The sequence below is a fragment of the Bacillus sp. JK62 genome (assembly GCF_053663455.1).
This window is the reverse complement of the sequence record NZ_JBSJQA010000001.1, coordinates 650,112-670,622: the sequence shown is the minus strand read 5'-3', so window position 1 is coordinate 670,622 and position 20,511 is coordinate 650,112. Positions and strand designations below refer to the sequence as shown.

Annotated in this window: 22 protein-coding genes and 1 tRNA gene; 8 read left to right on the top strand and 15 right to left on the bottom strand. The window is 45.9% G+C overall.

The annotated features are described in order from the left end of the window. Position 1: 1 nt before the first annotated feature. The 6 genes from ACWJJ4_RS03325 to ACWJJ4_RS03300 form a co-directional block, all read right to left on the bottom strand. Entirely contained in the window at positions 2 to 1,138 is a 1,137-nt protein-coding gene (locus ACWJJ4_RS03325) for a glycosyltransferase family 1 protein (RefSeq protein WP_454021429.1), read from the bottom strand. After that, positions 1,131 to 1,973: a glycosyltransferase family 2 protein gene (locus ACWJJ4_RS03320; RefSeq protein WP_025853499.1), complete on the bottom strand. Its 843-nt coding sequence runs from the start codon at positions 1,971 to 1,973 to the stop codon at positions 1,131 to 1,133. The genes ACWJJ4_RS03325 and ACWJJ4_RS03320 overlap by 8 nt, the downstream gene beginning before the upstream one ends. Further along, positions 1,970 to 3,109 carry a glycosyltransferase family 4 protein gene (locus ACWJJ4_RS03315; RefSeq protein WP_014305877.1) on the bottom strand — a complete coding sequence of 380 codons (1,140 nt, stop codon included), beginning with the start codon at positions 3,107 to 3,109 and terminating at the stop codon, positions 1,970 to 1,972. Before ACWJJ4_RS03315 ends, ACWJJ4_RS03320 begins: the two co-directional genes overlap by 4 nt. A 15-nt stretch (positions 3,110 to 3,124) precedes the next feature. Beyond that, entirely contained in the window at positions 3,125 to 4,942 is a 1,818-nt protein-coding gene (locus ACWJJ4_RS03310; protein WP_172614994.1) for a polysaccharide biosynthesis protein, read from the bottom strand. Positions 4,943 to 5,162: 220 nt separating this feature from the next. Beyond that, on the bottom strand, positions 5,163 to 5,843 hold the full coding sequence (locus ACWJJ4_RS03305; protein ID WP_003151543.1) for a CpsD/CapB family tyrosine-protein kinase: 681 nt from the start codon (positions 5,841 to 5,843) through the stop codon (positions 5,163 to 5,165). 5 nt (positions 5,844 to 5,848) lie between these two features. Next, the gene (locus ACWJJ4_RS03300; protein ID WP_017418864.1) at positions 5,849 to 6,556 is read right to left on the bottom strand and encodes a YveK family protein; all 708 of its coding nucleotides are present in this window, start codon (positions 6,554 to 6,556) and stop codon (positions 5,849 to 5,851) included. A 244-nt stretch (positions 6,557 to 6,800) separates the two neighbouring features. On the opposite strand from ACWJJ4_RS03300, the gene slrR reads away from it, so the two are divergent. From slrR to ACWJJ4_RS03285, 3 genes are all read left to right on the top strand, one after another. Continuing rightward, positions 6,801 to 7,256 (top strand): HTH-type transcriptional regulator SlrR, encoded by a 456-nt coding sequence (slrR, locus tag ACWJJ4_RS03295; protein ID WP_017418863.1) that lies wholly within the window; start codon positions 6,801 to 6,803, stop codon positions 7,254 to 7,256. Between the two features lie 80 nt (positions 7,257 to 7,336). Then, entirely contained in the window at positions 7,337 to 8,785 is a 1,449-nt protein-coding gene (locus ACWJJ4_RS03290; protein ID WP_202735732.1) for a carboxylesterase/lipase family protein, read from the top strand. 148 nt (positions 8,786 to 8,933) lie between these two features. Next, positions 8,934 to 9,134, top strand: a complete 201-nt coding sequence (locus ACWJJ4_RS03285) for a hypothetical protein (RefSeq protein WP_014418938.1) — start codon at positions 8,934 to 8,936, stop codon at positions 9,132 to 9,134. A 31-nt stretch (positions 9,135 to 9,165) separates the two neighbouring features. On the opposite strand, the gene ACWJJ4_RS03280 is transcribed toward ACWJJ4_RS03285, so the two are convergent. Beyond that, complete coding sequence (locus ACWJJ4_RS03280) at positions 9,166 to 9,696, bottom strand: dihydrofolate reductase family protein (protein ID WP_454021428.1); 531 nt, start codon at positions 9,694 to 9,696, stop codon at positions 9,166 to 9,168. 78 nt (positions 9,697 to 9,774) lie between these two features. Further along, positions 9,775 to 10,404 carry a YczE/YyaS/YitT family protein gene (locus ACWJJ4_RS03275; RefSeq protein ID WP_025853513.1) on the bottom strand — a complete coding sequence of 210 codons (630 nt, stop codon included), beginning with the start codon at positions 10,402 to 10,404 and terminating at the stop codon, positions 9,775 to 9,777. 134 nt (positions 10,405 to 10,538) lie between these two features. Here ACWJJ4_RS03275 and ACWJJ4_RS03270 point away from each other — a divergent pair, with 134 nt between their 5' ends. After that, positions 10,539 to 11,057, top strand: a complete 519-nt coding sequence (locus ACWJJ4_RS03270) for a GNAT family N-acetyltransferase (protein WP_077722887.1) — start codon at positions 10,539 to 10,541, stop codon at positions 11,055 to 11,057. A gap of 41 nt (positions 11,058 to 11,098) precedes the next feature. Here ACWJJ4_RS03270 and ACWJJ4_RS03265 read toward each other — a convergent pair whose 3' ends face one another. From ACWJJ4_RS03265 to ACWJJ4_RS03255, 3 genes are all read right to left on the bottom strand, one after another. Further along, entirely contained in the window at positions 11,099 to 11,587 is a 489-nt protein-coding gene (locus ACWJJ4_RS03265) for a phenolic acid decarboxylase (RefSeq protein WP_278071333.1), read from the bottom strand. A 21-nt stretch (positions 11,588 to 11,608) separates the two neighbouring features. Then, the gene (locus ACWJJ4_RS03260; protein WP_003151533.1) at positions 11,609 to 11,767 is read right to left on the bottom strand and encodes a DUF3237 family protein; all 159 of its coding nucleotides are present in this window, start codon (positions 11,765 to 11,767) and stop codon (positions 11,609 to 11,611) included. A gap of 331 nt (positions 11,768 to 12,098) precedes the next feature. Beyond that, a complete protein-coding gene (locus ACWJJ4_RS03255; RefSeq protein ID WP_454021427.1) occupies positions 12,099 to 12,413 on the bottom strand; it encodes a DUF1433 domain-containing protein in 315 nt (104 codons plus the stop codon). A 32-nt stretch (positions 12,414 to 12,445) separates the two neighbouring features. Here ACWJJ4_RS03255 and ACWJJ4_RS03250 point away from each other — a divergent pair, with 32 nt between their 5' ends. Then, positions 12,446 to 13,843 (top strand): lipase, encoded by a 1,398-nt coding sequence (locus ACWJJ4_RS03250; RefSeq protein ID WP_454021426.1) that lies wholly within the window; start codon positions 12,446 to 12,448, stop codon positions 13,841 to 13,843. A 16-nt stretch (positions 13,844 to 13,859) separates the two neighbouring features. Continuing rightward, a complete protein-coding gene (locus ACWJJ4_RS03245) occupies positions 13,860 to 14,171 on the top strand; it encodes a hypothetical protein (protein WP_454021425.1) in 312 nt (103 codons plus the stop codon). Positions 14,172 to 14,229: 58 nt separating this feature from the next. Here ACWJJ4_RS03245 and ACWJJ4_RS03240 read toward each other — a convergent pair. From ACWJJ4_RS03240 to ACWJJ4_RS03230, 3 genes are all read right to left on the bottom strand, one after another. Further along, a tRNA-Arg gene (locus ACWJJ4_RS03240) sits at positions 14,230 to 14,305 on the bottom strand. 214 nt (positions 14,306 to 14,519) lie between these two features. Continuing rightward, a complete protein-coding gene (locus ACWJJ4_RS03235) occupies positions 14,520 to 15,989 on the bottom strand; it encodes a glycoside hydrolase family 32 protein (RefSeq protein ID WP_454021424.1) in 1,470 nt (489 codons plus the stop codon). 14 nt (positions 15,990 to 16,003) lie between these two features. Then, positions 16,004 to 17,236, bottom strand: coding sequence for an MFS transporter (locus ACWJJ4_RS03230; RefSeq protein WP_025285330.1), 1,233 nt, complete (start codon positions 17,234 to 17,236; stop codon positions 16,004 to 16,006). Between the two features lie 389 nt (positions 17,237 to 17,625). Here ACWJJ4_RS03230 and ACWJJ4_RS03225 point away from each other — a divergent pair, with 389 nt between their 5' ends. Beyond that, on the top strand, positions 17,626 to 18,600 hold the full coding sequence (locus ACWJJ4_RS03225; RefSeq protein ID WP_454021423.1) for a LacI family DNA-binding transcriptional regulator: 975 nt from the start codon (positions 17,626 to 17,628) through the stop codon (positions 18,598 to 18,600). 247 nt (positions 18,601 to 18,847) lie between these two features. Then, entirely contained in the window at positions 18,848 to 19,444 is a 597-nt protein-coding gene (gene clpP, locus ACWJJ4_RS03220; RefSeq protein ID WP_003151513.1) for an ATP-dependent Clp endopeptidase proteolytic subunit ClpP, read from the top strand. Positions 19,445 to 19,487: 43 nt separating this feature from the next. Here clpP and ACWJJ4_RS03215 read toward each other — a convergent pair whose 3' ends face one another. After that, the gene (locus ACWJJ4_RS03215; protein ID WP_024085839.1) at positions 19,488 to 20,348 is read right to left on the bottom strand and encodes a LysR family transcriptional regulator; all 861 of its coding nucleotides are present in this window, start codon (positions 20,346 to 20,348) and stop codon (positions 19,488 to 19,490) included. Positions 20,349 to 20,511: the final 163 nt, after the last annotated feature.

The following is a 20,511-nucleotide window of genomic DNA, read 5'->3' as shown; positions in this document are numbered from 1 at the left end:
GTTACTGTTCCTTTTTCCAATTCATATTGTAAAGCTTCATAACAGCCCCCGCATTTTCTCCCGCATCATATCCCAGCCGCCTGAGGGTTTCTTTAATACGCGCTCCGTCAGGCTTTGCCGCCTCTGCTGCCCGTAAAACCGCGGATGCCCATTGTCCTGGCGGTTCTTTGAGGCTGAGCCTTTTGACCAGCCCGAGCCCGGCATCGGCTTCTTCCGTTATGCCGTCTGATATCACGCACGGCACCCCGGAGGCCTGCGCTTCAACGAGCGTGACGGGCAGCCCTTCATAAAGAGACGGCATGACAAATACATCCAGCGTTTTCAGCAGATCATGAACGCGGTCTTCTATACCGATAAAACGCACATCATCATCAAGCCCCAGCTTCGCCGCCAGATTTTCCATATCGGTGCGAAGCGGACCGTCTCCGGCGAGAATCAGCTGTAAGCCGATGCCCCGCTCTTTCATATCAGCGGCCAGCCGGAGCAGAAATTCGTGGTTTTTTTCTTCTGTAAAGCGGCCGATATGGCCGATCACCAAACGGCCGTCTGCAATGCCCCGCTTCCTTTTTTCAGCTTCTGTATCCGCGCACCTGCCGGCAAATAAGTCGAGATCAATGCCGTTCGGCAAAAGATGCACGTCTTTTTCTTTCCCGAATAAGAAACGGCCCGCCTCTTTTCCGCAGGCGCACAGTGCCGTGGCGTTTGCCGTGATCAGCCGTCTGAATACAAACAGCTGCATCCCGGCAAGCCGCGACGCCCGCCCCCGCCACGACGTACTGTGCGAATGGCAGATCCGCACCGGGACGCCGGCTAAACGAGCGGCAAGCGCGATAAATCCCGACTGAAAATCGGTATGGGCGTGCACGGCGGCAAACGGGCCTTTTTCCTGAATCACCCGCTTGACCTGTTTTACAAATGTAATCGGGTTTGTGCTGCCGATGCTCGGCACATAAAAAAGCCGTCCGCCGAGAGCGAGAATTTCCTCATCATAAGCGCACGGATCGTTCCTATGGGTCAAAAAATCAAACTGCACCTTCGTTCTGTCCATCTTCCGATATAAATTCATCATCATCGTTTCTGCGCCGCCCCTGTTCATCCCGCTGAAGATGTGCAGCACCCGCATCGGTTTGTCAGTCATGTTCGGCAAGCCCTTCTTTTTGGCGAATGTCCCTGTTTTTATGATAACGGTTCATGACCGCGGGCGGCGTAATGGCGCGGATGAGCGGTTTTGCGATATACGCGTAATGGGAAAGCGGCAGCTTCAGCCGTCTGCATGCCTGAAAAACGAGCACCGCATTATCAATGGAATACGTAAACGATCTCCTTTTAAACGCATCACTGTCCTCTCTGACTTTATACAGCGTTTCCTGAAGGTTGTACCCTCGGAAACCCGCTTCAAAAAAGCGCAGCCACAAATCGATATCCTCCATCCGCCGCGTCCGCCTGACTGACCGGTAGCCTCCAAGCGCTTTGTACGCTTCAGCCCGCATCATAATAGTGCCGTGGCAGAACGGTGTGCCTTTCGCCATAATTCCCGGTTTCGGCACGGGCGGCAAAAGCCGGGCGCCCCTGACGCCGAATTCGTCAAATACGAGCATCCCCGTGCCTACGACTTGATAGTGGGCGTGCTTGTTTAAGAAAGCGGCCTGTTTTTCCAGTCTCCTCGGGTTGGAGATGTCATCACCGTCCTGCCTGGCGATATAATCCCCCGTTGCGTATGTCAGACAGCGGTTCAGCGAAGCGGCAAGCCGTTGATTCGTCTTATTTTGAATCAGCGTGATCCGGTCGCTGTAATGATCCGCGTAACGGCGCGCAATCTGATACGTTCCGTCAGTTGACGCGTCATCACACATAATCAGTTCCCAATTCTTATACGATTGGCTCAGGATGGATTCAATACTCTCCGCTAAAGTCTCTTCGCAATTATAAATTCCCATGATGACGGAAATTTTCGGTTGTGCTCCTGCATTCATACGCTTTTCTCCTTTTTATCCATATAACCGGCGTAAATGTGCGCCATTTCCTTTACCGTACGTGTTTCTGAAAAACATTCCGCCGTCCTGCGCCCTTCTTGTCCCATTGCTTTTCGCAGGCCCGGGGACCGGTACAGCTTTTCAATCCGATCGGCAAATGCCGCGCTGTCCCCTGCCGGCACGAGAAAACCGTTCACGCCGTCTTCGATGATCTCACGGTGCCCCCTGTTGTCCGCGGCAACGGCGGGCTTTTCGGCAGCCATCCCCTCAAGCAGATTCATGCCGAGCCCTTCGCGGATGCTTGAGGCGACAGACAGATCGGCAAGCTGAATCAGCTCATGAATGTCACGGCAAAAACCGTAAAACCGCACGATGTCGGATACCCCGAGTGATTCAGCCTTTTTTCTGTACGGTTCTTCCATCGCGCCTTCTCCGGCAAATACGAGTTTCAGCTCCGGAATGCGGTTCTTCAGCAATGCCGCAGCCTCAATGAGAAGTCCCTGGTTTTTATTGCCGTTTAATTCAGCGGGGTATATGAGGATAAATTCCCCGGCGCCGAAGCCGTGTTTTTCTCTCAGACGTTCACTCTCTGCCCGGCTCACAGGGCGAAACCTGTCTGTATTCACGCCGATGCCGTGTATTTTCTTCGCGCCGCAAGCTGTTTTTTTCATTTGCTTGGCCCGTTCGTAATCCTCTTCATTAATCGTAATCAAACAATCCGTGTAAGAAGAGAGAAATTTTTCGATCGGATAATAAAGAAGCCAGTTTTTCAGGGGCGCTCCGTCGCAGAAGTGAAAGCCGTGCGCGGTGTACAGCACCTTTGTCCCTTTTTGGCGCGCTTGTCTCGCCGCAAGGCGTGCAAGCACGCCGCCGACCGGCGTATGACAGTGAATCATGTCGTAGCCGTTGTCCTGAATGAGCCGTTTCAGCCGCCTGTAAACAGAAAGATTTTCGGGATGAAACGGCGAGCGCCGGATCGGAATGGAAAACTTTTCATCAACGAACGGAAGATTCATATTGCCGCCTGCCGCGACGTGCACCTCCCACCCCATATCCTGAAACCATTGAAAATACGGAAGATGAAAGGCTTTAAAATGATAATCGACAGTGGCGCAGAATAATACTTTTTTCGTCATCTTTCTGTCCTCCCATCACACACCTGCGGCCGCTTCTTCATGTACTGATTCGATCGCCTCAAACAGCCGTTTTCTCAGCTCATCTTCAGGCAGACGACTGAATTCCTCCATAAAACGGATGAGCACGGCCCAATCCCCGTCGATCGCTTTCCCGATATGGATTTTCGGAAAAATCTGTTCCGTATGTACTTCATTATGATTCAGCAGTTCTTCATACATCTTTTCTCCCGGGCGGATGCCGGAGAATTCAATGGGAATCTGTTCTGTCGTATAGCCTGATAAATGAATCAGGTTCTTTGCCAAGTCGACGATTTTGACGGGTTCTCCCATATCCAGAACGAAAATCTGCCGCCCCTTTGCAAGCGCCCCCGCCTGAATGACGAGTCTTGACGCTTCGGGGATCGTCATAAAATATCTTGTCATCGCCGGATGCGTGACGGTGACGGGTCCGCCTTTTTCAATCTGCTTCTTGAAAATCGGAATGACGCTGCCGCGGCTTCCGAGCACATTCCCGAAACGGACGGCGGCGAATTTGGTGTTGCTGACCTTTCCGAGGTTCATGATGACCATTTCCGCAAACCGCTTCGTCGCGCCCATGACATTGGCCGGATTGACCGCTTTGTCAGAAGAAATCAGCACGAATGTTTCCGTTCCGCACATATCGGCGGCTTCGGCGACATTTTTCGTGCCGATAATATTGTTTTTGACGGCTTCTTCCGGATTATGTTCCATTAACGGCACATGTTTATGGGCGGCCGCATGATAGACGACGTGCGGCTCGTATTTTTTCATCAAGGTAAAGATTTTATCTCTGTCCTGAATATCGGCGATCTCCGCATGAAAAAGCACCTCTTTGCCGAAGCGTGCGGACAGTTCGTTATGCACCGAATAAATGCTGTTCTCCCCGTGGCCGAGAAGGACGATTTCATGCGGAAGAAACGAGCTGATCTGGCGGCAGATTTCAGAACCGATAGAGCCGCCGGCGCCCGTGACCAGAATCGTTTTCCCTTTGATGCTGTCAGAAATTTTGCTCGTATCAAGGGTGACCGGCTTTCTGCCGAGGAGATCTTCGGCTTTCACATCCCTGATGTGTCCGGCAGCCTGCGTTCCGAGCAGGATCTCATCAAATTGCGGCATGATTTTAATATGGGCGCCCGTCTGTACACATTCTTTGTACAGCGTCTGAAGCTCATGGGTGCAAAGAGACGGAATGGCGATGATAATGTGGTGAATTCTCAGCCTCTGCACCGCCGGCATAATGCTTTCTTTTCCGCCGATGACGGGCAGGCCCATAATTTTGAGCTTATGCTTCGTCTGATCATCATCAATAAAAGCCACAGGCATGATTCCGAGATCGTTTTTCTGGGTAAGCTGACGGACGAGCAGCGTTCCTCCTGCGCCCGCGCCGATGATCAGCGCCCGGGAAGAGTCATTTTGCTTCCTGCCGATCGTTTCTTTCAGTACGCGCGAAATCATCCGGCTTCCTCCGATGAACAATAGCTGAATCATCCAGCTGACGGCTAACAGCCGGAATAAAATCGTGTGGAACACCCCGTATTGGACGGCGGCTGTCACAGCTGCGGACAGCGTGATCCCCTTCAGCAGATCAAGCAGCTCGCCTATTCCCGTATACGTCCATACCTGCTTATACTGGTGAAACATAAAAGCGCATACATGATGGCTGATCAGCATGCTTACGGCAGTCAGCAGCAACGCTCCGGAGTCATAAAAGTGATAAGAATCCTCAAAAAATTGATATCCTATAACAACGGAAAGTAAAACGAGATACGTATCCAATGCAAAAATCATTGAAAGTCTTCTCCGGTAAGTCAATCTTTCCCCTCCTCATTTATCGGTTTAGCTGATACGGTTTTCGTAAAAACAGACATAACAGCTAAGCCGATAACAATGCATCATCTTAAGATAAATTGGGCATTTAACCCGTCCTCACACCCCGCCACCGACGACCAGCATCTAAGGCGGCGAAAAACGCCGCCCACAGCAGAGCCGAGTGCCTCCGTTGATAAAGGTAAGGAGACATCACCTGCACCGCTCAATACGAGTAGTGCTCTGTTTTTTTGATTTTCTTTTTATTCAGCAGCGCCCCCAAAAGCTTTGCCTTAGACTGCTGAAGCGCGTCTTTCGCCTTTTGGACGGTATCCATTTTCGTTTTTCCGCTCAAGACGACGAGAACGCTTCCATCTGTCTGGTTCGCTAAAATCTGTCCGTCCGCCACCGCCAAAAGCGGAGGTGAATCGAAAATAACCAGACTGTACCGGCTGTACATCTCCTGAATCAGCTCTCCCATCGCCTTTGAAGATAAAAGCTCAGCCGGATTCGGCGGCGTCGGCCCGCTCGTTAAGACGTAAAGGTTATCAATCAGCGTTTTTTGCACCGTTTCGCCGAGGGAAGCGTTTCCGACTAACACATTCGTAAGGCCTTGTACATTTTCAAGCTGATAGGTCTCGTGTATCGTCGGTTTTCGTAAATCCGCATCGACGAGCAGCACCTTTTTTTCCTGCTGCGCAAATACCGCGGCAAGGTTGGCGGCGCTGAATGACTTTCCTTCTCCCGGAACGGAGGAAGTGACGAGAATAGAGCGCAAATGGGTCTGAACAGAGGAGAACTCAATATTTGTCCGAATGGTGCGGTATTGTTCAGCCACCAATGATTTGTGATGTAAAACGGATATTTGAGCCAGTCCCCTTCTTGATTTCTTTTTTCTGAATCCCAAACGCCTCACTCCCCGAAATGTTTTTCATCAGACCGTGTCTGCTGATTTTTGATGTCATACACAACCCCTAAAACAGGCAAGTCTGTTTTTTCGCTGAGCTGCCGCTCGCTTTTAACGGTTTCATCAAGAAAGTGGAGAAAAAACGCAAGCGTCACACCCGCCATGAGAGCCGCACCGAACGCCATCATGATATTCCTGATGCGCGAAGGCTTGACCATCGGACTTTCCGATGCTTTTGCCTCGGACAAAACAATGACGCCTTTTATATTCATCCTGTCACGGACTTCTTTTTTAAATGTCTTCATCAGCGTGTTCGCTATAGCGGCGGCCTGTTTCGGGTTCTCGTCCTGCACCGCTACGGTAATGATCTCTGAATCGGTTTCGCTGCTTGTCGTGATCTTTGCTTTTAAAGCGGATGCCGTCTCAGAAAGATGCAGCTTCTGTTTCACTTTCTCAAGCACAACCGGGCTTTTCATTATCGTTTGAAACGTATTGTTGTAATGAAGATTCAGCTGAACGTCGCTGAGATTCGAATTTTTTTCACCGCTTGTTTCATGAATGAGCACTTGGGTCGATGCCTGATAAACGGGCGAAACCACCCGGAATTGGATGTATCCCGTCACCAGCGTTACAACTGCTGTCATGATAAAAATCAGTAAAAGTCTGTGTTTAATAATGTCAAATAATTCTTTAAAACTCATATTCTCATTCATGTAATTACAGCCTCATCCTTATTGCATCAGGCTTAAACGCCCCCTTCTGTTAATGATTGGATTATAAAAGAAAAGGTCGAAATTTGAAAATTTCAAATTAAGCCATTTGGTTCTTTTTAGAGAACATTATCATGATTTTCCTCTTATTTACTGCACTTCCCTTATAATTTTAAATTTTATAAAGAACGAAAAATTTCTTATAATGAACAAAAAAATGCCAGTATACAGGGGAGAATTCAGCACAATGATTGGAAGAATAATTCGTTTATACCGCAGAAGAAAAGGCTACTCTATTAATCAGCTAGCAGTTGAAGCAGGTGTCTCTAAATCTTATTTAAGCAAGATAGAACGGGGGGTTCACTCAAATCCGTCCATCCAATTTCTGAAAAAAGTATCCGCCACCCTGCAGGTCGATCTGACGGAGCTTTTTGATGCCGAAACGATGCTGCATCAGATGGGAGACACGGAAGATGAGTGGCGCATCCACCTTGTGCAGGCCGTGCAGTCGGGCATGCCGAAAGAAGAACTGTTCACCTTTACGAACAAACTGACTGAAAAACGGCCGGAGCCCGCACCCTACCGCAACAGAAAACTGACTGAATCCAACATTGAAGAATGGAAAGCGCTGATGCAGGAAGCAAAAGAACTCGGCTTGTCCGTTCAGGAAGTCAGATCATTTTTAGAACGGAAGCGTTACTGATGATATGCTGATGAAAGGGCTTTTATTCGCTTCATGTCTTCATCTCTGTTTATAATGAAAAGAAAAAAGGGGATGAAATCATGACAAAACTTACCGTTCAAACCCGCTGCGGCGCACTGAAAGGAACTGCCGGCCGCGGTGCCCGCACATGGAAGGGCATACCGTACGCGAAGCCGCCCGTCGGAGAGCTGAGATTTAAAGCGCCGGAGCCGCCCGCACCTTGGGACGGCGTAAAACATGCCGATTCGTTCGGACCGGTTTGTCCGCAGCCGGATGATATGCTGTCCATATCGTTTTCCGGGGATATACCGCCTCAATCTGAAGATTGCCTTTACCTCAATGTTTTCGCCCCCGATTCAGAGGGCGAAAAAAAGCCTGTCATGGTATGGATACACGGCGGGGCATTTTATTTAGGTGCCGGAAGCGAACCGCTTTACGACGGATCTGCCCTTGCCGCTGAGGGAGATGTCATTGTCGTGACACTCAATTACAGGCTCGGACCGTTAGGCTTTTTACATTTGTCTTCTATTCATGACGCATATTCCGCCAATATCGGGCTGCTCGATCAGATCGCCGCGCTGCGCTGGGTGAGGGACAATATCTCCGAATTTGGAGGAGACCCGGATAACGTCACGATATTTGGTGAATCGGCAGGCGGCATGAGCATCGCCTCACTTATGGCAATGCCTGACGCAAAAGGTCTGTTTCATAAAGCCATTTTAGAAAGCGGCGCCTCTCATACGATCCCGGCGGACATGGCAAAAGACATCGCGGCGGCATTTATTCATGAAGCCGGCACTGATCAATTGCAGGAGCTTTCCGTTAATGACCTGCTTAAGACTGCGGATAAAGTGCGGCGCTCACTGGATCAAAACATTTTTCAGCTTTTGTTTCAGCCCGCCATCGATCCGGCCACATTGCCTGCGGAACCGGTGAAAGCCATAGCAGACGGGGCCGCAGAAGGCATACCTATGATCATCGGAACCAATCGTGATGAAGCATATTTGTTTTTCACCCCTGATACAGACATTCATTCCGAGAAAAAGCAGCAAGATTATTTGCATTATTACCTCGGAGAAAACTGCACCGAGCAAGCGGCAGATTTATATCCGCATTCATTAACGGGACAAATCGATATGATGACGGATCTGATTTTCTGGCGGCCGGCTGTCGCTTTCGCACAAGGACAGTCGCAACACGCACCGGTCTGGATGTACCGCTTTGATTGGCATGGCGAAACACCGCCGTTTCATAAAGCTGTTCACGCTCTGGAATTGCCGTTTGTGTTCGGAAACTTTGATTCTTTGAGAAAGACGCTGCAAGAGCCGCTCGGTGATGACGCAGAACAGCTTTCCAAACAAATTCAATCCGCATGGCTCGCTTTTGCAAAAACCGGAAACCCGAACACCTCTCACTTCAATTGGCCTGAATATGAAACCGATTCACGCGAAACTTTGCTTTTCAACACGGATACCGCTGTCGAAAGTGATCCCGATTCAGCAAAACGCCGCATCCTGTTTCAAGCCTAAAAAACGCCAAGGGAGCCGGCTCCCTTGGCGTTTCATTTTCATCTTACAGACATCAGTCAGCTTCGCGGCATATCCATTTCCGCATTACCCCTGATATGTTATATTCCAACCCAATACGTTAACCAAACATTCATAAAGGAGTTTTTATATGGAGAAATCAAGTATTATCGGCACAGCTGCCGTTATAATCGGGGCGCTTATGACCTTAGTTTCATTTATCTTCCTGCGCGACACTGATTTCTATGCCGTGAGGTGGATAGGGGTTGTTATCATGGTTGCAGGGTTTTCATGCGGTCCGGCCCACACCATTTCAAAACATAAAAACAAACATGAAAAAGAAACCCGGTAACCTTTACTGGGTTTCTTTCATACCTTTCATTTTATCTCACTTCATAATGCAACTCCGCAAATTGTTTGTAACGCCTGACATCAGTCAGCTTCAGTCCTGTCTCCCGGTCTCCGGGTTTAAACAAAGAAATTCCGCGGCCGAGCAGAACGGGGGCGATCTGAATGATAAACTCATCGACAAGTTTTTCCTCCAAAACCGGGTGCAGCAGATCACTCCCGCCGACAATCCAAATCCGCTTGCCTTCTTGGCGTTTCAATGCTTTTATAAAATCGGCAGGCTCTTCATGAATAAACCGCACATGTTCAGTACGCCCTGTCAATGTCCGCGAAAACACATAGCATTCTTTACCTTTGTACGGAAATTCCTCAGGCAATAAAACCAATATTTCCTCGTATGTTTTTCTGCCCATAATGATCGTATCGACAGATTCATAGAAAGCTTCATAATCGGTGCTGTCTTCACCTTCAGTTCCGATTAACCAATCTAAAGAATGATTTTCCCGCGCAAGATAGCCATCTGCGCTGACAGCTCCGTAAAAAACGAGCTTTCTTTGACCGTTCATAAAATCCCTCCCCCTTTTTTATTATACCTTAAACATGCGGGTGAAATGAAAAATGATAGAATCGGATAAAAACCGCCGTTACCGGGTTTTCGTTTCTTCCTGCTTTGGAGATGCTGTTAATATGCCGTCTATCCATCTTCCGGTAATCGGCATAAAGAAATGAAGGATGATCCCGCCTAAACAAACGGTTAATAACGTTCCGATGCCTACCGGACCTTTTAGCATCACGGCCAGTATGAAAAATATGAAGTAAATGACCGTTCTTGAAAAAAAGATGCTTCTCCCGGTTAATTCGCGGACAATTAACGTTAATCGATCAACCGGGATCGGTGCGAAATTTGTGTGCAGGTAGGTTGCGGTTCCTATCCCTATCACAACTAAACCGATTGCAAAACAGCCCGCCTTTCCGTACCATAGTTCAGGCGTTATGACTCGATGCAGAAAAAAAAGCCACATATCAATCCCGATTCCCGTTATAAACGCCGTAATCATCCCTGAAAATTCCGGTCTTTGCCTTTTTAACATTGAATTACAGCAAATTAACAGGAAAGCAATGATGATTTCCCAGCTTCCCACGGTAAGCCCTGCATGGACGGACAATCCCACAATAAGCGCATCAAAAGGCGACGTTCCAAGATCTGATTGAATCGTGACAGAAATACCAAAGGTCAAGATCATGATTCCTAAAACATAAAAAACATATTTCACTTTATCGTCCTCATTTTCTAATTTTATGTTGCAAATACAACAAAATTACGATATGTTTACTATACGGTATTTTTATTGCAAACACAACAAAAAAAACAGCTGATATGATAAATGAAGAAAGGAGCTGTATGACCATGAGTATTAAATTAAAAAAGTGCAGCCTTAACGATATAACAGAGCTCCGGGAGATAAGCATTGAAACATTCAATGATACATTTAAAGATCAAAATTCACCTGAAAATATGAAAGCTTATTTGGAAAATGCATTCCGCTCTGAACAGCTGAAAAAGGAATTATCCAATCCGTCTTCTCAATTCTATTTTGTTTATTATCATCATGACCTTGCGGGGTATGTAAAAGTCAACTTGAACGAAGCACAGTCAGAAAAAATGGGGGAAGACTCTCTTGAGATTGAGAGAATTTATATAAGAAAAAGCCATCAGAAACACGGGCTTGGCAAATATCTGCTGAATGAAGCTGTGAAAATCGCAACAGCACACAATAAAAAGAACATCTGGCTGGGCGTATGGGAAAAAAACGAAAATGCAATCGCCTTTTATCAAAAAATGGGGTTTGTCCAAACCGGAGAACACTCTTTTTATATGGGGGATGATAAACAAGTCGACTTTATCATGACCAAAACCCTGTCGTAAAAGGATACAAAAAACCCGGCCAAGCTGCCGGGTTTTTTCTCTTATTTTAATTTTCCCGCACGGATATCATCGGTCATTCCTTTGTACGGCGCTTCTGAAATCAATGTTTCGTTATTGATTCCCGCATTGTTGAGATACGTAATATCCGCAAACTCGGGAACGACATATTTCGGGTACGTTTCATATTTCTCACGTGACTCTTTCATCACGTCAATGTAATCATTTTGGTAGCACACCGTGATTTCCGGATGCTCATGCACCCATTTCGGGAAGAAAATAATTCCGTGCATCCGTTTTTCATTCGGCATAAAGTTTAAGGAAACGTCTGTGCCTGTCGGTTCAGTCCATGACACTTTGTATACGCCTTCTGTCAGCTTGACGATATTCACTTCCTGGTCGCGCACCCAACGGCCGCCTACCATTCCGCTATGAATCCGATAGTCGATCGTATGATCATTTTTAATATAGATTTCATACTCCCAGCCGTTTTCATACGTGTAAATCATATGGCTTCCGATAAAGTTTTCCATGTTGACTCACTCTCCATCTTATTATTGAATTTCATAAATATCTAACCGAATGTCATCCGGCAATCTGACCGCAGCCCCGATAAACAGCCGGTCCTGCAGATGCTGATATGCCTCACTGCTTGTTTCAAACACAGGCACAGTGCGGAAATACACGTGCTCGGGATCAATGATGCGTTTCACTGACTCATAAATGACTTTTTTAAAGAAGGTTCATTCAAGGACGTATCACCTCCCGAGACATTATGTTTGTTTAAACATGTAACTATTTACATGATTAATTGTAACGCTGTTAAAATGGACTGTCAAATAATGAGCTGTTTCCGGTTATGTTTTACAGTGTTCAATAAAAAAAGACAAGGGCGGCACATGCCGAAACCCTTGTCTTTTTCGTTTAGTACAAATTCATTACCGCTTCATGCTCCATATGCAGCTCGCGGATTAGTAAGAATGATCCGCGACATCTGCTGCAATAAAAGGAATCTTACAAAAATAAAAATGCCAGCTGGGCGTCTTAAGATTTTTCTTCCGCATCCACAGAGGAGCTTCCTATTTTGTCACCTACAGGATCATATAAACCGTCAAATTCTTTAGTTTTATCGCCGTTTAGATACCCCTCAACTGTAATTCCGCCCGTTGGATCAATAAAATAATCATCATAAGAAATTTTCTCTATTCCCTTGTACTCGTGATGCAAGTATTCGGTCATTTTACTTTTGGCTTTTTCAAAAAGAGCCTCTTCTTCCTTTTTCACATCATATTGATGCTTCATAATCAATCCTCCAACGGTTATAATTAACACTAGTACAATAATAAGGTACTTTTTCAAAAAAAATCATCCCTTTCCCTACCCTATTTTACATGACAAGAAAGGTGCTATATAAACGTGCTTATAACTATGACTATCTTAAAAGGAAATTAGTGAACAATGAGTATATACGTACTAATTCTTCCATTTCAAAACCTACTTATTGGTACGTTGAAAAAATAAAAACGGACGAAGATACCGGATTAGACGCAGTTGTACTATCACAAGGAGAAAAAACACAAGATGGAAAATGGGTAAAATCAAAAAACCCCGAAAACGTGGTCGTCGCCTTTGCGGGAACCGATATCGGAAAAGACCCGATCAATGACGGCGTAAAAGCGGACGGCGGGAATATTGTTTTCGGAAATGATCCGCAAAAAGAAGTGTATTATATTGTAAAAAAAGACGCGGAGGATACCTCGAAAACGCTCGGAACCTATCACGGAACGCCCTCTCAAGACGCCATGCTCACAACCGGAAAGTATAAGCTGATAACGAAAACATCGCAAATCGATCAAGCCGATCAGCTGGTACGCAGCGTAAAGAAAAAGTATGCCGGAACGTCAACGATTATTTCAACAACCGGCCATTCACTCGGCGGCGCTGAGGCCGAATACAGCGCGGTGAATAATGATGTGTACGCCGTCGCGTTTAACAGCCCTTCCGTCGTAAAACTGCACGATGAAGAAACACAGAAAGACATCAACAGCGGCATATACGACCCTTACATCCGGTCAATTATCAATCCGGACGACATGGTCGGGGCAGGTTATTGGAACGAATATGACCGCCACAACGGGACAACGATTTATACGAAAAACCCCTCACTCTCACAGTTCAGCCGAAAGCAGCGGCTTGATGGGAACTTAAACGAGCAGATCAGCAAGAATCTCGCTTATTTCTTTACTACCGTCATTCTGAGAAATCCGGATACACACGGCTTAAACGAAGCGAATTTCATATTTGACCGAAACGGAAACATCACAAATCCGAATGGTGATGAATTAGTTTTCGATAAAAATCTCGGCGCTCTTCTGCCGGCCGGTGCGATCGGAAGCGGAGACGCGATAAAAGTAACGCCGAAAAACGCAAAGAAGCTGGCTGAAAAGGTGCAGGCCATGACTGAGGATTTGCGGACGATGAAAAAAGAAGCGCAGAACGCCTATCAAGAGCACGATGAAAAAATCGCCGAGCTGAAAACGGAATTTTACGGCCAAGTCGGACACGGCTTGTTTGATCAGCTTCAAGCACAGGACGTGACCAATACAATTGAAGATATTGCGCAATCCTACGATAAAGGCCCGATTTTTTACGACACACAGGCTGAGCAGGCGTTTATTGATTCTTTGCAGGCGGCGATCACGGACCTTGAAGAGATCGGCGGATTCTTACATAAAATAGCGGACGAATTTCAGGAAAAAGACCAGATGCTCGCAAACTGGTTAAGATGATAGAGGTGGATACATAATGCCGACATTAGACGAACTTTTAGAAAACAAGGACGACCCGATGAAGAAAAGGCTGCAGCGGCAGATGCTGAAAACCGTCATGACACAGGCAGCGGAGACAAAACTGGAGACAGTGCGCCGAACGCTGAAACCGACATTCGAAATGGATACTTTGATAGATGAATTATATGAAGTGTATTCAGCACTATTAAACAGCTTCGAAGGCAAGGCGCAAAAAGCTCTCGCACAGCGGATCAGTGAAAGTGCGCGGCTGATTGCCGGAACCGAACATAACAGAGACACTTTCGTTAACAGTTTCAAAACAAGATAAAATAAAAAAACCTCGCAGATTATCATCTGCGAGGTTTTTCCTATCGTCTTAACTGAGACGCGCTCGGAGGGATTCGAACCCCCGACAGACGTGGTACCGGAAACCACCGCTCTATCCAACTGAGCTACGAGCGCACGTTTTTTCAATCAGATACCTTTATATTATAATAAAGGAACGCACAGAAAGCAACTCTTTTTTGATTATACACAACAGGATTATGCAGCGTCCTCATGCAGCATAATCCTGCATCATTTAACGGCATTGATTTTCACAAAAAACTTATTTCAGGCGGACGCCCCCGGCTCGGTACATTTCCAGCCGCTGCAGAAAAAGCGGCAATCACCCGTTTCAGCTTTTTTTCCAAATGTCTTTTAACGTCCAATAGGTGAATTCCTCAACCTTTACGGCGCCTTTCTCAGAAAACAGCTCAATCCCCAATCTGCCCTCATTCGGATAGATACGGCTTGTCATCGTTGTTTCTCCATGATTGGCGAATACTTCAATCGAGGATCTGTCAATAAAGATACGCAGCGCCAGCTTGCCGTTTGCATCCAGCCGCACCCTTCTCACACCGTCTTTCGTTTTCCCCATCTTAGTGCAATCAAGTGTCAGCTTTTTATCCGTTAGATTGTATGTCAGCACAAGTTCTTCTTCGTCAAGGCCGCGAATTTTAAAACCTGCCGCTTCGGCATCAGAATCGTTTACATCAAACACGGCTCGGACTTCAAGCAGGTCTTCGGACGTCTTTGCCAAGTAACTCCCTGAAACCGATCGTCCGGCACATTCCCGATATTCCATTTTCCGCAGCTGCTTGGTTTCTTCCACGGGATTCATCAAAAGTTTATGATCATCACGCAAAGTCAGTTCTCGCGGCAAAGTCAGTGCACCGCACCATCCGTCCGCTTTTGTCGGCATCTCAGATTCCCACATATCCATCCAGCCGATAGCAATTCTGCGTCCTTTATCATCTAATAATGTTTGCACGGCGTAAAAGTCATGGCCGTGATCCAGTTCTTTAAAAGCGCCGTGTGTAAATTTGTTTGTTTCATTATTATAGTCACCGATTAAATAGCCGGTTTGATGTAAATTTTGATAGGAATCACCGTCCGCTTCAATACCCTGGGGCGAAATCAGCAGGACGTGTTTGCCGCCTAATTCAAAGAAATCAGGACATTCCCACATATAGCCGAGATTACCGTCACTTTGGGCGAGAACCCCCGCGTATTCCCAATCACGCAAATCAGGTGAACGGTATAAAACGACCCGTCCGACGTTTTCTTTTGAAGAATTGCCGATGACCATATACCAAACATCGCGATGCTTCCATACTTTCGGATCGCGGAAATGACGGGCGCTGTCTTCCGGCGGTTCCGCAATAACAGGGTTTTCCTGAAGCTTTTCAAACACGGTGCCATCTTGGCTGACAGCGATATTTTGAGTTTGATAGAATAGGTCTTTCTCTTGATCAATTATATTATGTCCTGTATAGATGAGGGCCAATCTTCCATGATCATCGACCGCGCTTCCCGAAAAACAGCCGCTTTGATCGAATGCGTCGCCCGGAGCTAAGGCAACCGGCAGGTGCTCCCAATGAACGAGATCTTTACTTTTTACGTGTCCCCAATGCATCGGCCCCCAATGCTCATCATACGGATGATGCTGAAAAAAGACGTGGTATTCTCCTTTAAACTGAATAAGCCCGTTCGGATCATTGATCCAATTCGCCCGCGGCATAATATGATACCCCAATCGATACCTTTGTTTTACTTTACCCTCGGCTTCCTTCAAAGCTTCTTCCGCCTGCTGAATTCTGTCCATTTGTAACATCCTCTCTATCCGATTTTTTGCAGACGCTGGACACGCCTGCTGTTTTGTTTCGGGCCCAATAAAGTAAATATGGAGATGACGGTAAAACCAAAGACGACGATTCCCATGATGAGATAGGTTTGACGGAACCCCGCACTGTCATATAATCCTCCCGCAAGCGGCGACAGAATCGACGCGCCTGCCTGAGATGCGAATTGAAAACCGACGAGATAAAGGACGGACGACAGACGCGTATCAAAATTGGCAGCCAAATATTTAAAAACGGCGATCAGCATAATCGGCAATTCCAGTGCGTGGATGAGTTTCATTGATGAAATGCCTACAGGCTCAACTGCAATTCCGGACCCGACGATGCGGAAAGCCATTAAAAACCCCGCTAAAATCAAACTGTTTTTCGCTCCGAACTTATTGACGATAAAAGGCGCAAGAAACATCATGCCGGCCTCCAAAAACACCTGGAATGAATTCAGATAGCCGAATACTTGGTTACCCATTGACACTGAAGGAAACAAAGACGCATAGTAGATCGGGAACTGCTGATCATATACGCCGTAAATGCAAGTCACCCCGATAATGTACATCATAAAAAACCAGAAATCTCTTAGTAAAAAGAGCCGCCCCACATCTTTTAACCGGACCGAATCCGCTCTGTTTTTCTCATGATCGGTCATTTCTATTTTCACAGACATGATAATGGCCGTTAATATGACGGCTGAAACAGAGGCGATCCAGAAGTTGATATTGGGATTGATATTGAAAAGCTGCCCTGCAAAAAATGCAGCCGCCGCCCAGCCCAGCGAGCCCCACATTCTTGATTTTCCATACTCGAAATCATACTTACGGCTGACCTTTTCAATGTACGTTTCAATCGCGCCTATTCCCGCTAAAAAAGCGGCTCCCAAATATAAGCCTCCGACAACGGCGCCAAGAAAGACGTTGTATTGTAAAAGCGGCCCATAGACGAAGATATAAAACGGACCCGTGAATATGAGAAGACAGCTGATCATAAACAATATCTTTTTCTTCAGCCCCAATTTGTCAGAGATAAAACCGTAAAGAGGCTGCATGCACAGGGCAAATACGGCGTTTACAGAAAAGATAATGCCTGTCGCTGATCCGTTTAAATTGATTTCCTGCCCTAACCAAATCGCAAATAAAGAATAGCTGGAAGACCAAGTAAAAAAGAAAAAGAAGAAATAAGCACTCAGTTTCCAATACAGACTTTTTGAGCTTTTCATTTGCACCGCTCCTTTAATAGGACCTTTTAATAGCCGTTTTGAGCCGCATACTTCCTTCTTCATATTCATCACATACATGCGAGCTCCGAGTAAGCGCTTACTTTACGCCGCTGCTTGATTCCTTCACTTTATTGCCGCCAGCCATCTCTCCATACCCGTCACTTCCCTTCACTCCATAAATAAAGCGCTTTCAAAAAGAATTGTATGTCAACCGGTTTCATATGTCAATCGGTTGACATATGATTTTCTGATTATTCCAATCAAACAAAACGCACCCTCTTTATATGAAAACAGAAACATGGAATGTCCTTGCACATGTCAGCCTGATTCTCTAAAATAAGTGCGTGACGGAAATTGTAAGCCATTTCAGTAAGCAGGAGGGCACGGGAATGAAGCCTAACATTCATGATGTTGCGAAAATAGCGGGAGTTTCATCTACAACCGTTTCGCGGGTATTAAATAACCGCGGCTATATCAGCGAAAAAACAAAAGAAAAAGTGTACAAGGCGATGGAAGAAATCAATTACTTTCCAAACGATCTGGCCCGCTCTTTATTCCGAAAACGAACCAATTTAATAGGACTTATCATCCCAAACTCCAGCAACCCGTTTTTCGGCGAACTCGCCTTTCATATTGAAAGCATTTGTACGTCCATGGGCTACAAACTGTTGCTTTGCAACAGTTTACATCGAAAAGATAAGGAAGAAAAATACTTGGAGATGCTGATAAGAAACCAAGTGGACGGCGTGATCGCCGTGACTTACAACCGGGGAATTCTCAATTATCACAAGCAAAATCTGCCGATTGTCGCCATTGATCATTACTTATCGGACAAGATTCCCGTCGTCGGCTCAGACAACTATGACGGCGGAAAAAAGGCGGCTGAACTGCTGATTGAAAAAGGGTGCCGGCACATCGTCCATCTCAACGGCCCGATTGAACTCGAAACACCGGCAAACCTCAGAAGAAAAGCATACGAAGACGTCATGCATGAACACGGACGGAAGCCTATTACATATGAAGTACCCTTTTATCAGCATTACCATGATATTATTTCAACATTATTCGATGAACAGCCTGACACCGACGGAATTTTTGCCAGCGATGATATCATGGCGGCTGCCGTGATGACCGAGGCCAAAAAACGGGGGAAAGACATCCCGAATCAATTAAAAGTGATCGGATATGACGGCACTGAAACCGTTCAATCGGTTCTGCCGGACTTGACAACCATCCAGCAGCCGATCGAATTGATTTCCAAAACAGCCATCGAGATTTTAGCAAAAGAAATTGAAGGCGAATTTGATGATTTGCCGCTGGAAACGTATTTGCCGGTACGGCTTTTGGAAGGACGGACAACGTAGTCAGACCGTTCAGCCGTATGTACCGACGCGACTGCGGTCTATTTTGAGCGCTCCGGCCATATCATTTTCTCAAGGCTCCGGCGCTGATCATCCTCATTTTCACTTTGCTGTTTGAACTTTTTGTTTTATGGGAAAAATGGTGTTAGAAGAAAAGGTTGGCATTTTGGTCAGCGTTTTGTTTGACCTTTATTGACCAAAAATGTATCATGTAAATACATACTTACCTAAAAGGTGAAGGAGGAGCATTATGAATTTAATACCTACAGTCATTGAACAAACGAACCGCGGAGAAAGAGCTTATGACATTTACTCCCGTCTTTTGAAGGACCGTATTATCATGCTTGGATCTGCGATTGATGACAACGTTGCGAACTCCATCGTGTCACAGCTTTTATTCCTTGAAGCGGAAGACCCTGAAAAAGATATTTCCATTTACATTAACAGCCCTGGCGGATCAATCACTGCCGGTATGGCAATCTATGATACAATGCAGTTCATTAAACCGAAAGTATCCACGATCTGCATCGGTATGGCCGCTTCTATGGGAGCATTTTTACTTGCAGCCGGAGAAAAAGGCAAACGTTACGCGCTTCCTAACAGTGAAGTTATGATTCACCAGCCGCTTGGCGGAGCGCAAGGACAGGCGACAGAAATTGAAATCGCCGCAAAACGCATTCTCTTGCTTCGCGACAAATTAAACAAAGTGCTTGCTGAACGTACCGGCCAGCCGCTTGAAGTCATTGAGCGCGATACAGACCGCGACAACTTCAAATCAGCTGATGAAGCTTTAGAATACGGCTTAATCGATAAAGTGCTGACACGCAATACGGAAGACCAGAAGTAATGCCCAAAAAACCTGCAAGAGATGATGTCTCTTGCAGGTTTTTTTATGCTTTATTCCCATTCAAAAAAGTAATGAATGCTTTGACGACAGATAATTCTAACGCTGAAGAATCATACATGAGCCAAGTATCGCGTATCACAGGCTCATTATTTTTATAGGATAGCGCCAATGTGTATAATTCATCAGAAGGCTGAAGACAGATTTCCGGCACAACAGAATAACCGAGGCCGTTTTTCACCATCTCTTTACAGGTTTCCTGCCTGTCTACCTCCATTGCAATGAAAGGCGGTTCAGTAAATTGGTTATTCCACCATTTTTGAATCAAACTTTTCAAAGAAGCATCAGTTTGATAATAAATCATCGGCAATTTGGGAAGGTCCTCACTGTTGATTTCAGTTTTTGAAATAAGGTACAGCCTCTCTTCATTCAGCAGTTGTTTTTCCCCTTGCCAATCATAATTTCCCCTCATAATCCCAAGGTGTACCGCCGAATGATGAAGCAGATCCATCACCTTCGCACTCCATCCCGTATTGACGTGGAATTGTACAGACGGATACTGATCAGAAAACCGTTTTAGAATCGCCGGGAGCTTATACTGAGCAAAATTGCTTGAGACTCCTAATCTGAGAACCCCGCTGACTTCATGGCTCATATTGAGCATATCATCCTTCACTCTTCTGAACTCCTGCAGCATCTCTTTCGAATAATCAACCAGATGTTCACCTTCTGAAGTGAACTCCATCCCTTTTTTTCTTTTATAAAAAAGGCGCACTCCGAATTGTGCTTCCAGGTTTTTGAGCCGATAACTTAACGCCGGCTGTGTCATATATAATCGCTCTGCCGCCTTCGTCATATTTTTTTCTTCGAATAATGTAATGAGCACAATCCAATCCTTTTCATCCATATGAAATCCCCCAAAATATTTTTCTGCTATAAAATTTTCTCCTATTATAAAAGTTTTTTATTCAACTTTATAAAAATTATATGTTTTACTTATAATCCTTATTTATCATACGATATCTTCCAAAGGGACCGGTACCTTTTTATCCACACAAAATGATGTAAGG

What these genes read in the sequence shown, in the direction of transcription:
- ACWJJ4_RS03245 (WP_454021425.1), top strand. Translation starts at nt 13,860, where the DNA reads ATGCCGACATTAGACGAACTTTTAGAAAACAAGGACGACCCGATGAAG.
- ACWJJ4_RS03270 (WP_077722887.1), top strand. Translation starts at nt 10,539, where the DNA reads ATGAGTATTAAATTAAAAAAGTGCAGCCTTAACGATATAACAGAGCTC.
- ACWJJ4_RS03285 (WP_014418938.1), top strand. Translation starts at nt 8,934, where the DNA reads ATGGAGAAATCAAGTATTATCGGCACAGCTGCCGTTATAATCGGGGCG.
- ACWJJ4_RS03290 (WP_202735732.1), top strand. Translation starts at nt 7,337, where the DNA reads ATGACAAAACTTACCGTTCAAACCCGCTGCGGCGCACTGAAAGGAACT.
- ACWJJ4_RS03280 (WP_454021428.1), bottom strand. Translation starts at nt 9,696, where the DNA reads ATGAACGGTCAAAGAAAGCTCGTTTTTTACGGAGCTGTCAGCGCAGAT.
- ACWJJ4_RS03225 (WP_454021423.1), top strand. Translation starts at nt 17,626, where the DNA reads ATGAAGCCTAACATTCATGATGTTGCGAAAATAGCGGGAGTTTCATCT.
- ACWJJ4_RS03215 (WP_024085839.1), bottom strand. Translation starts at nt 20,348, where the DNA reads ATGGATGAAAAGGATTGGATTGTGCTCATTACATTATTCGAAGAAAAA.
- ACWJJ4_RS03300 (WP_017418864.1), bottom strand. Translation starts at nt 6,556, where the DNA reads ATGAATGAGAATATGAGTTTTAAAGAATTATTTGACATTATTAAACAC.
- ACWJJ4_RS03230 (WP_025285330.1), bottom strand. Translation starts at nt 17,236, where the DNA reads ATGAAAAGCTCAAAAAGTCTGTATTGGAAACTGAGTGCTTATTTCTTC.
- ACWJJ4_RS03320 (WP_025853499.1), bottom strand. Translation starts at nt 1,973, where the DNA reads ATGAATGCAGGAGCACAACCGAAAATTTCCGTCATCATGGGAATTTAT.
- ACWJJ4_RS03315 (WP_014305877.1), bottom strand. Translation starts at nt 3,109, where the DNA reads ATGACGAAAAAAGTATTATTCTGCGCCACTGTCGATTATCATTTTAAA.
- ACWJJ4_RS03250 (WP_454021426.1), top strand. Translation starts at nt 12,446, where the DNA reads ATGACAAGAAAGGTGCTATATAAACGTGCTTATAACTATGACTATCTT.
- ACWJJ4_RS03325 (WP_454021429.1), bottom strand. Translation starts at nt 1,138, where the DNA reads ATGACTGACAAACCGATGCGGGTGCTGCACATCTTCAGCGGGATGAAC.
- ACWJJ4_RS03265 (WP_278071333.1), bottom strand. Translation starts at nt 11,587, where the DNA reads ATGGAAAACTTTATCGGAAGCCATATGATTTACACGTATGAAAACGGC.
- ACWJJ4_RS03235 (WP_454021424.1), bottom strand. Translation starts at nt 15,989, where the DNA reads ATGGACAGAATTCAGCAGGCGGAAGAAGCTTTGAAGGAAGCCGAGGGT.
- slrR (WP_017418863.1), top strand. Translation starts at nt 6,801, where the DNA reads ATGATTGGAAGAATAATTCGTTTATACCGCAGAAGAAAAGGCTACTCT.
- clpP (WP_003151513.1), top strand. Translation starts at nt 18,848, where the DNA reads ATGAATTTAATACCTACAGTCATTGAACAAACGAACCGCGGAGAAAGA.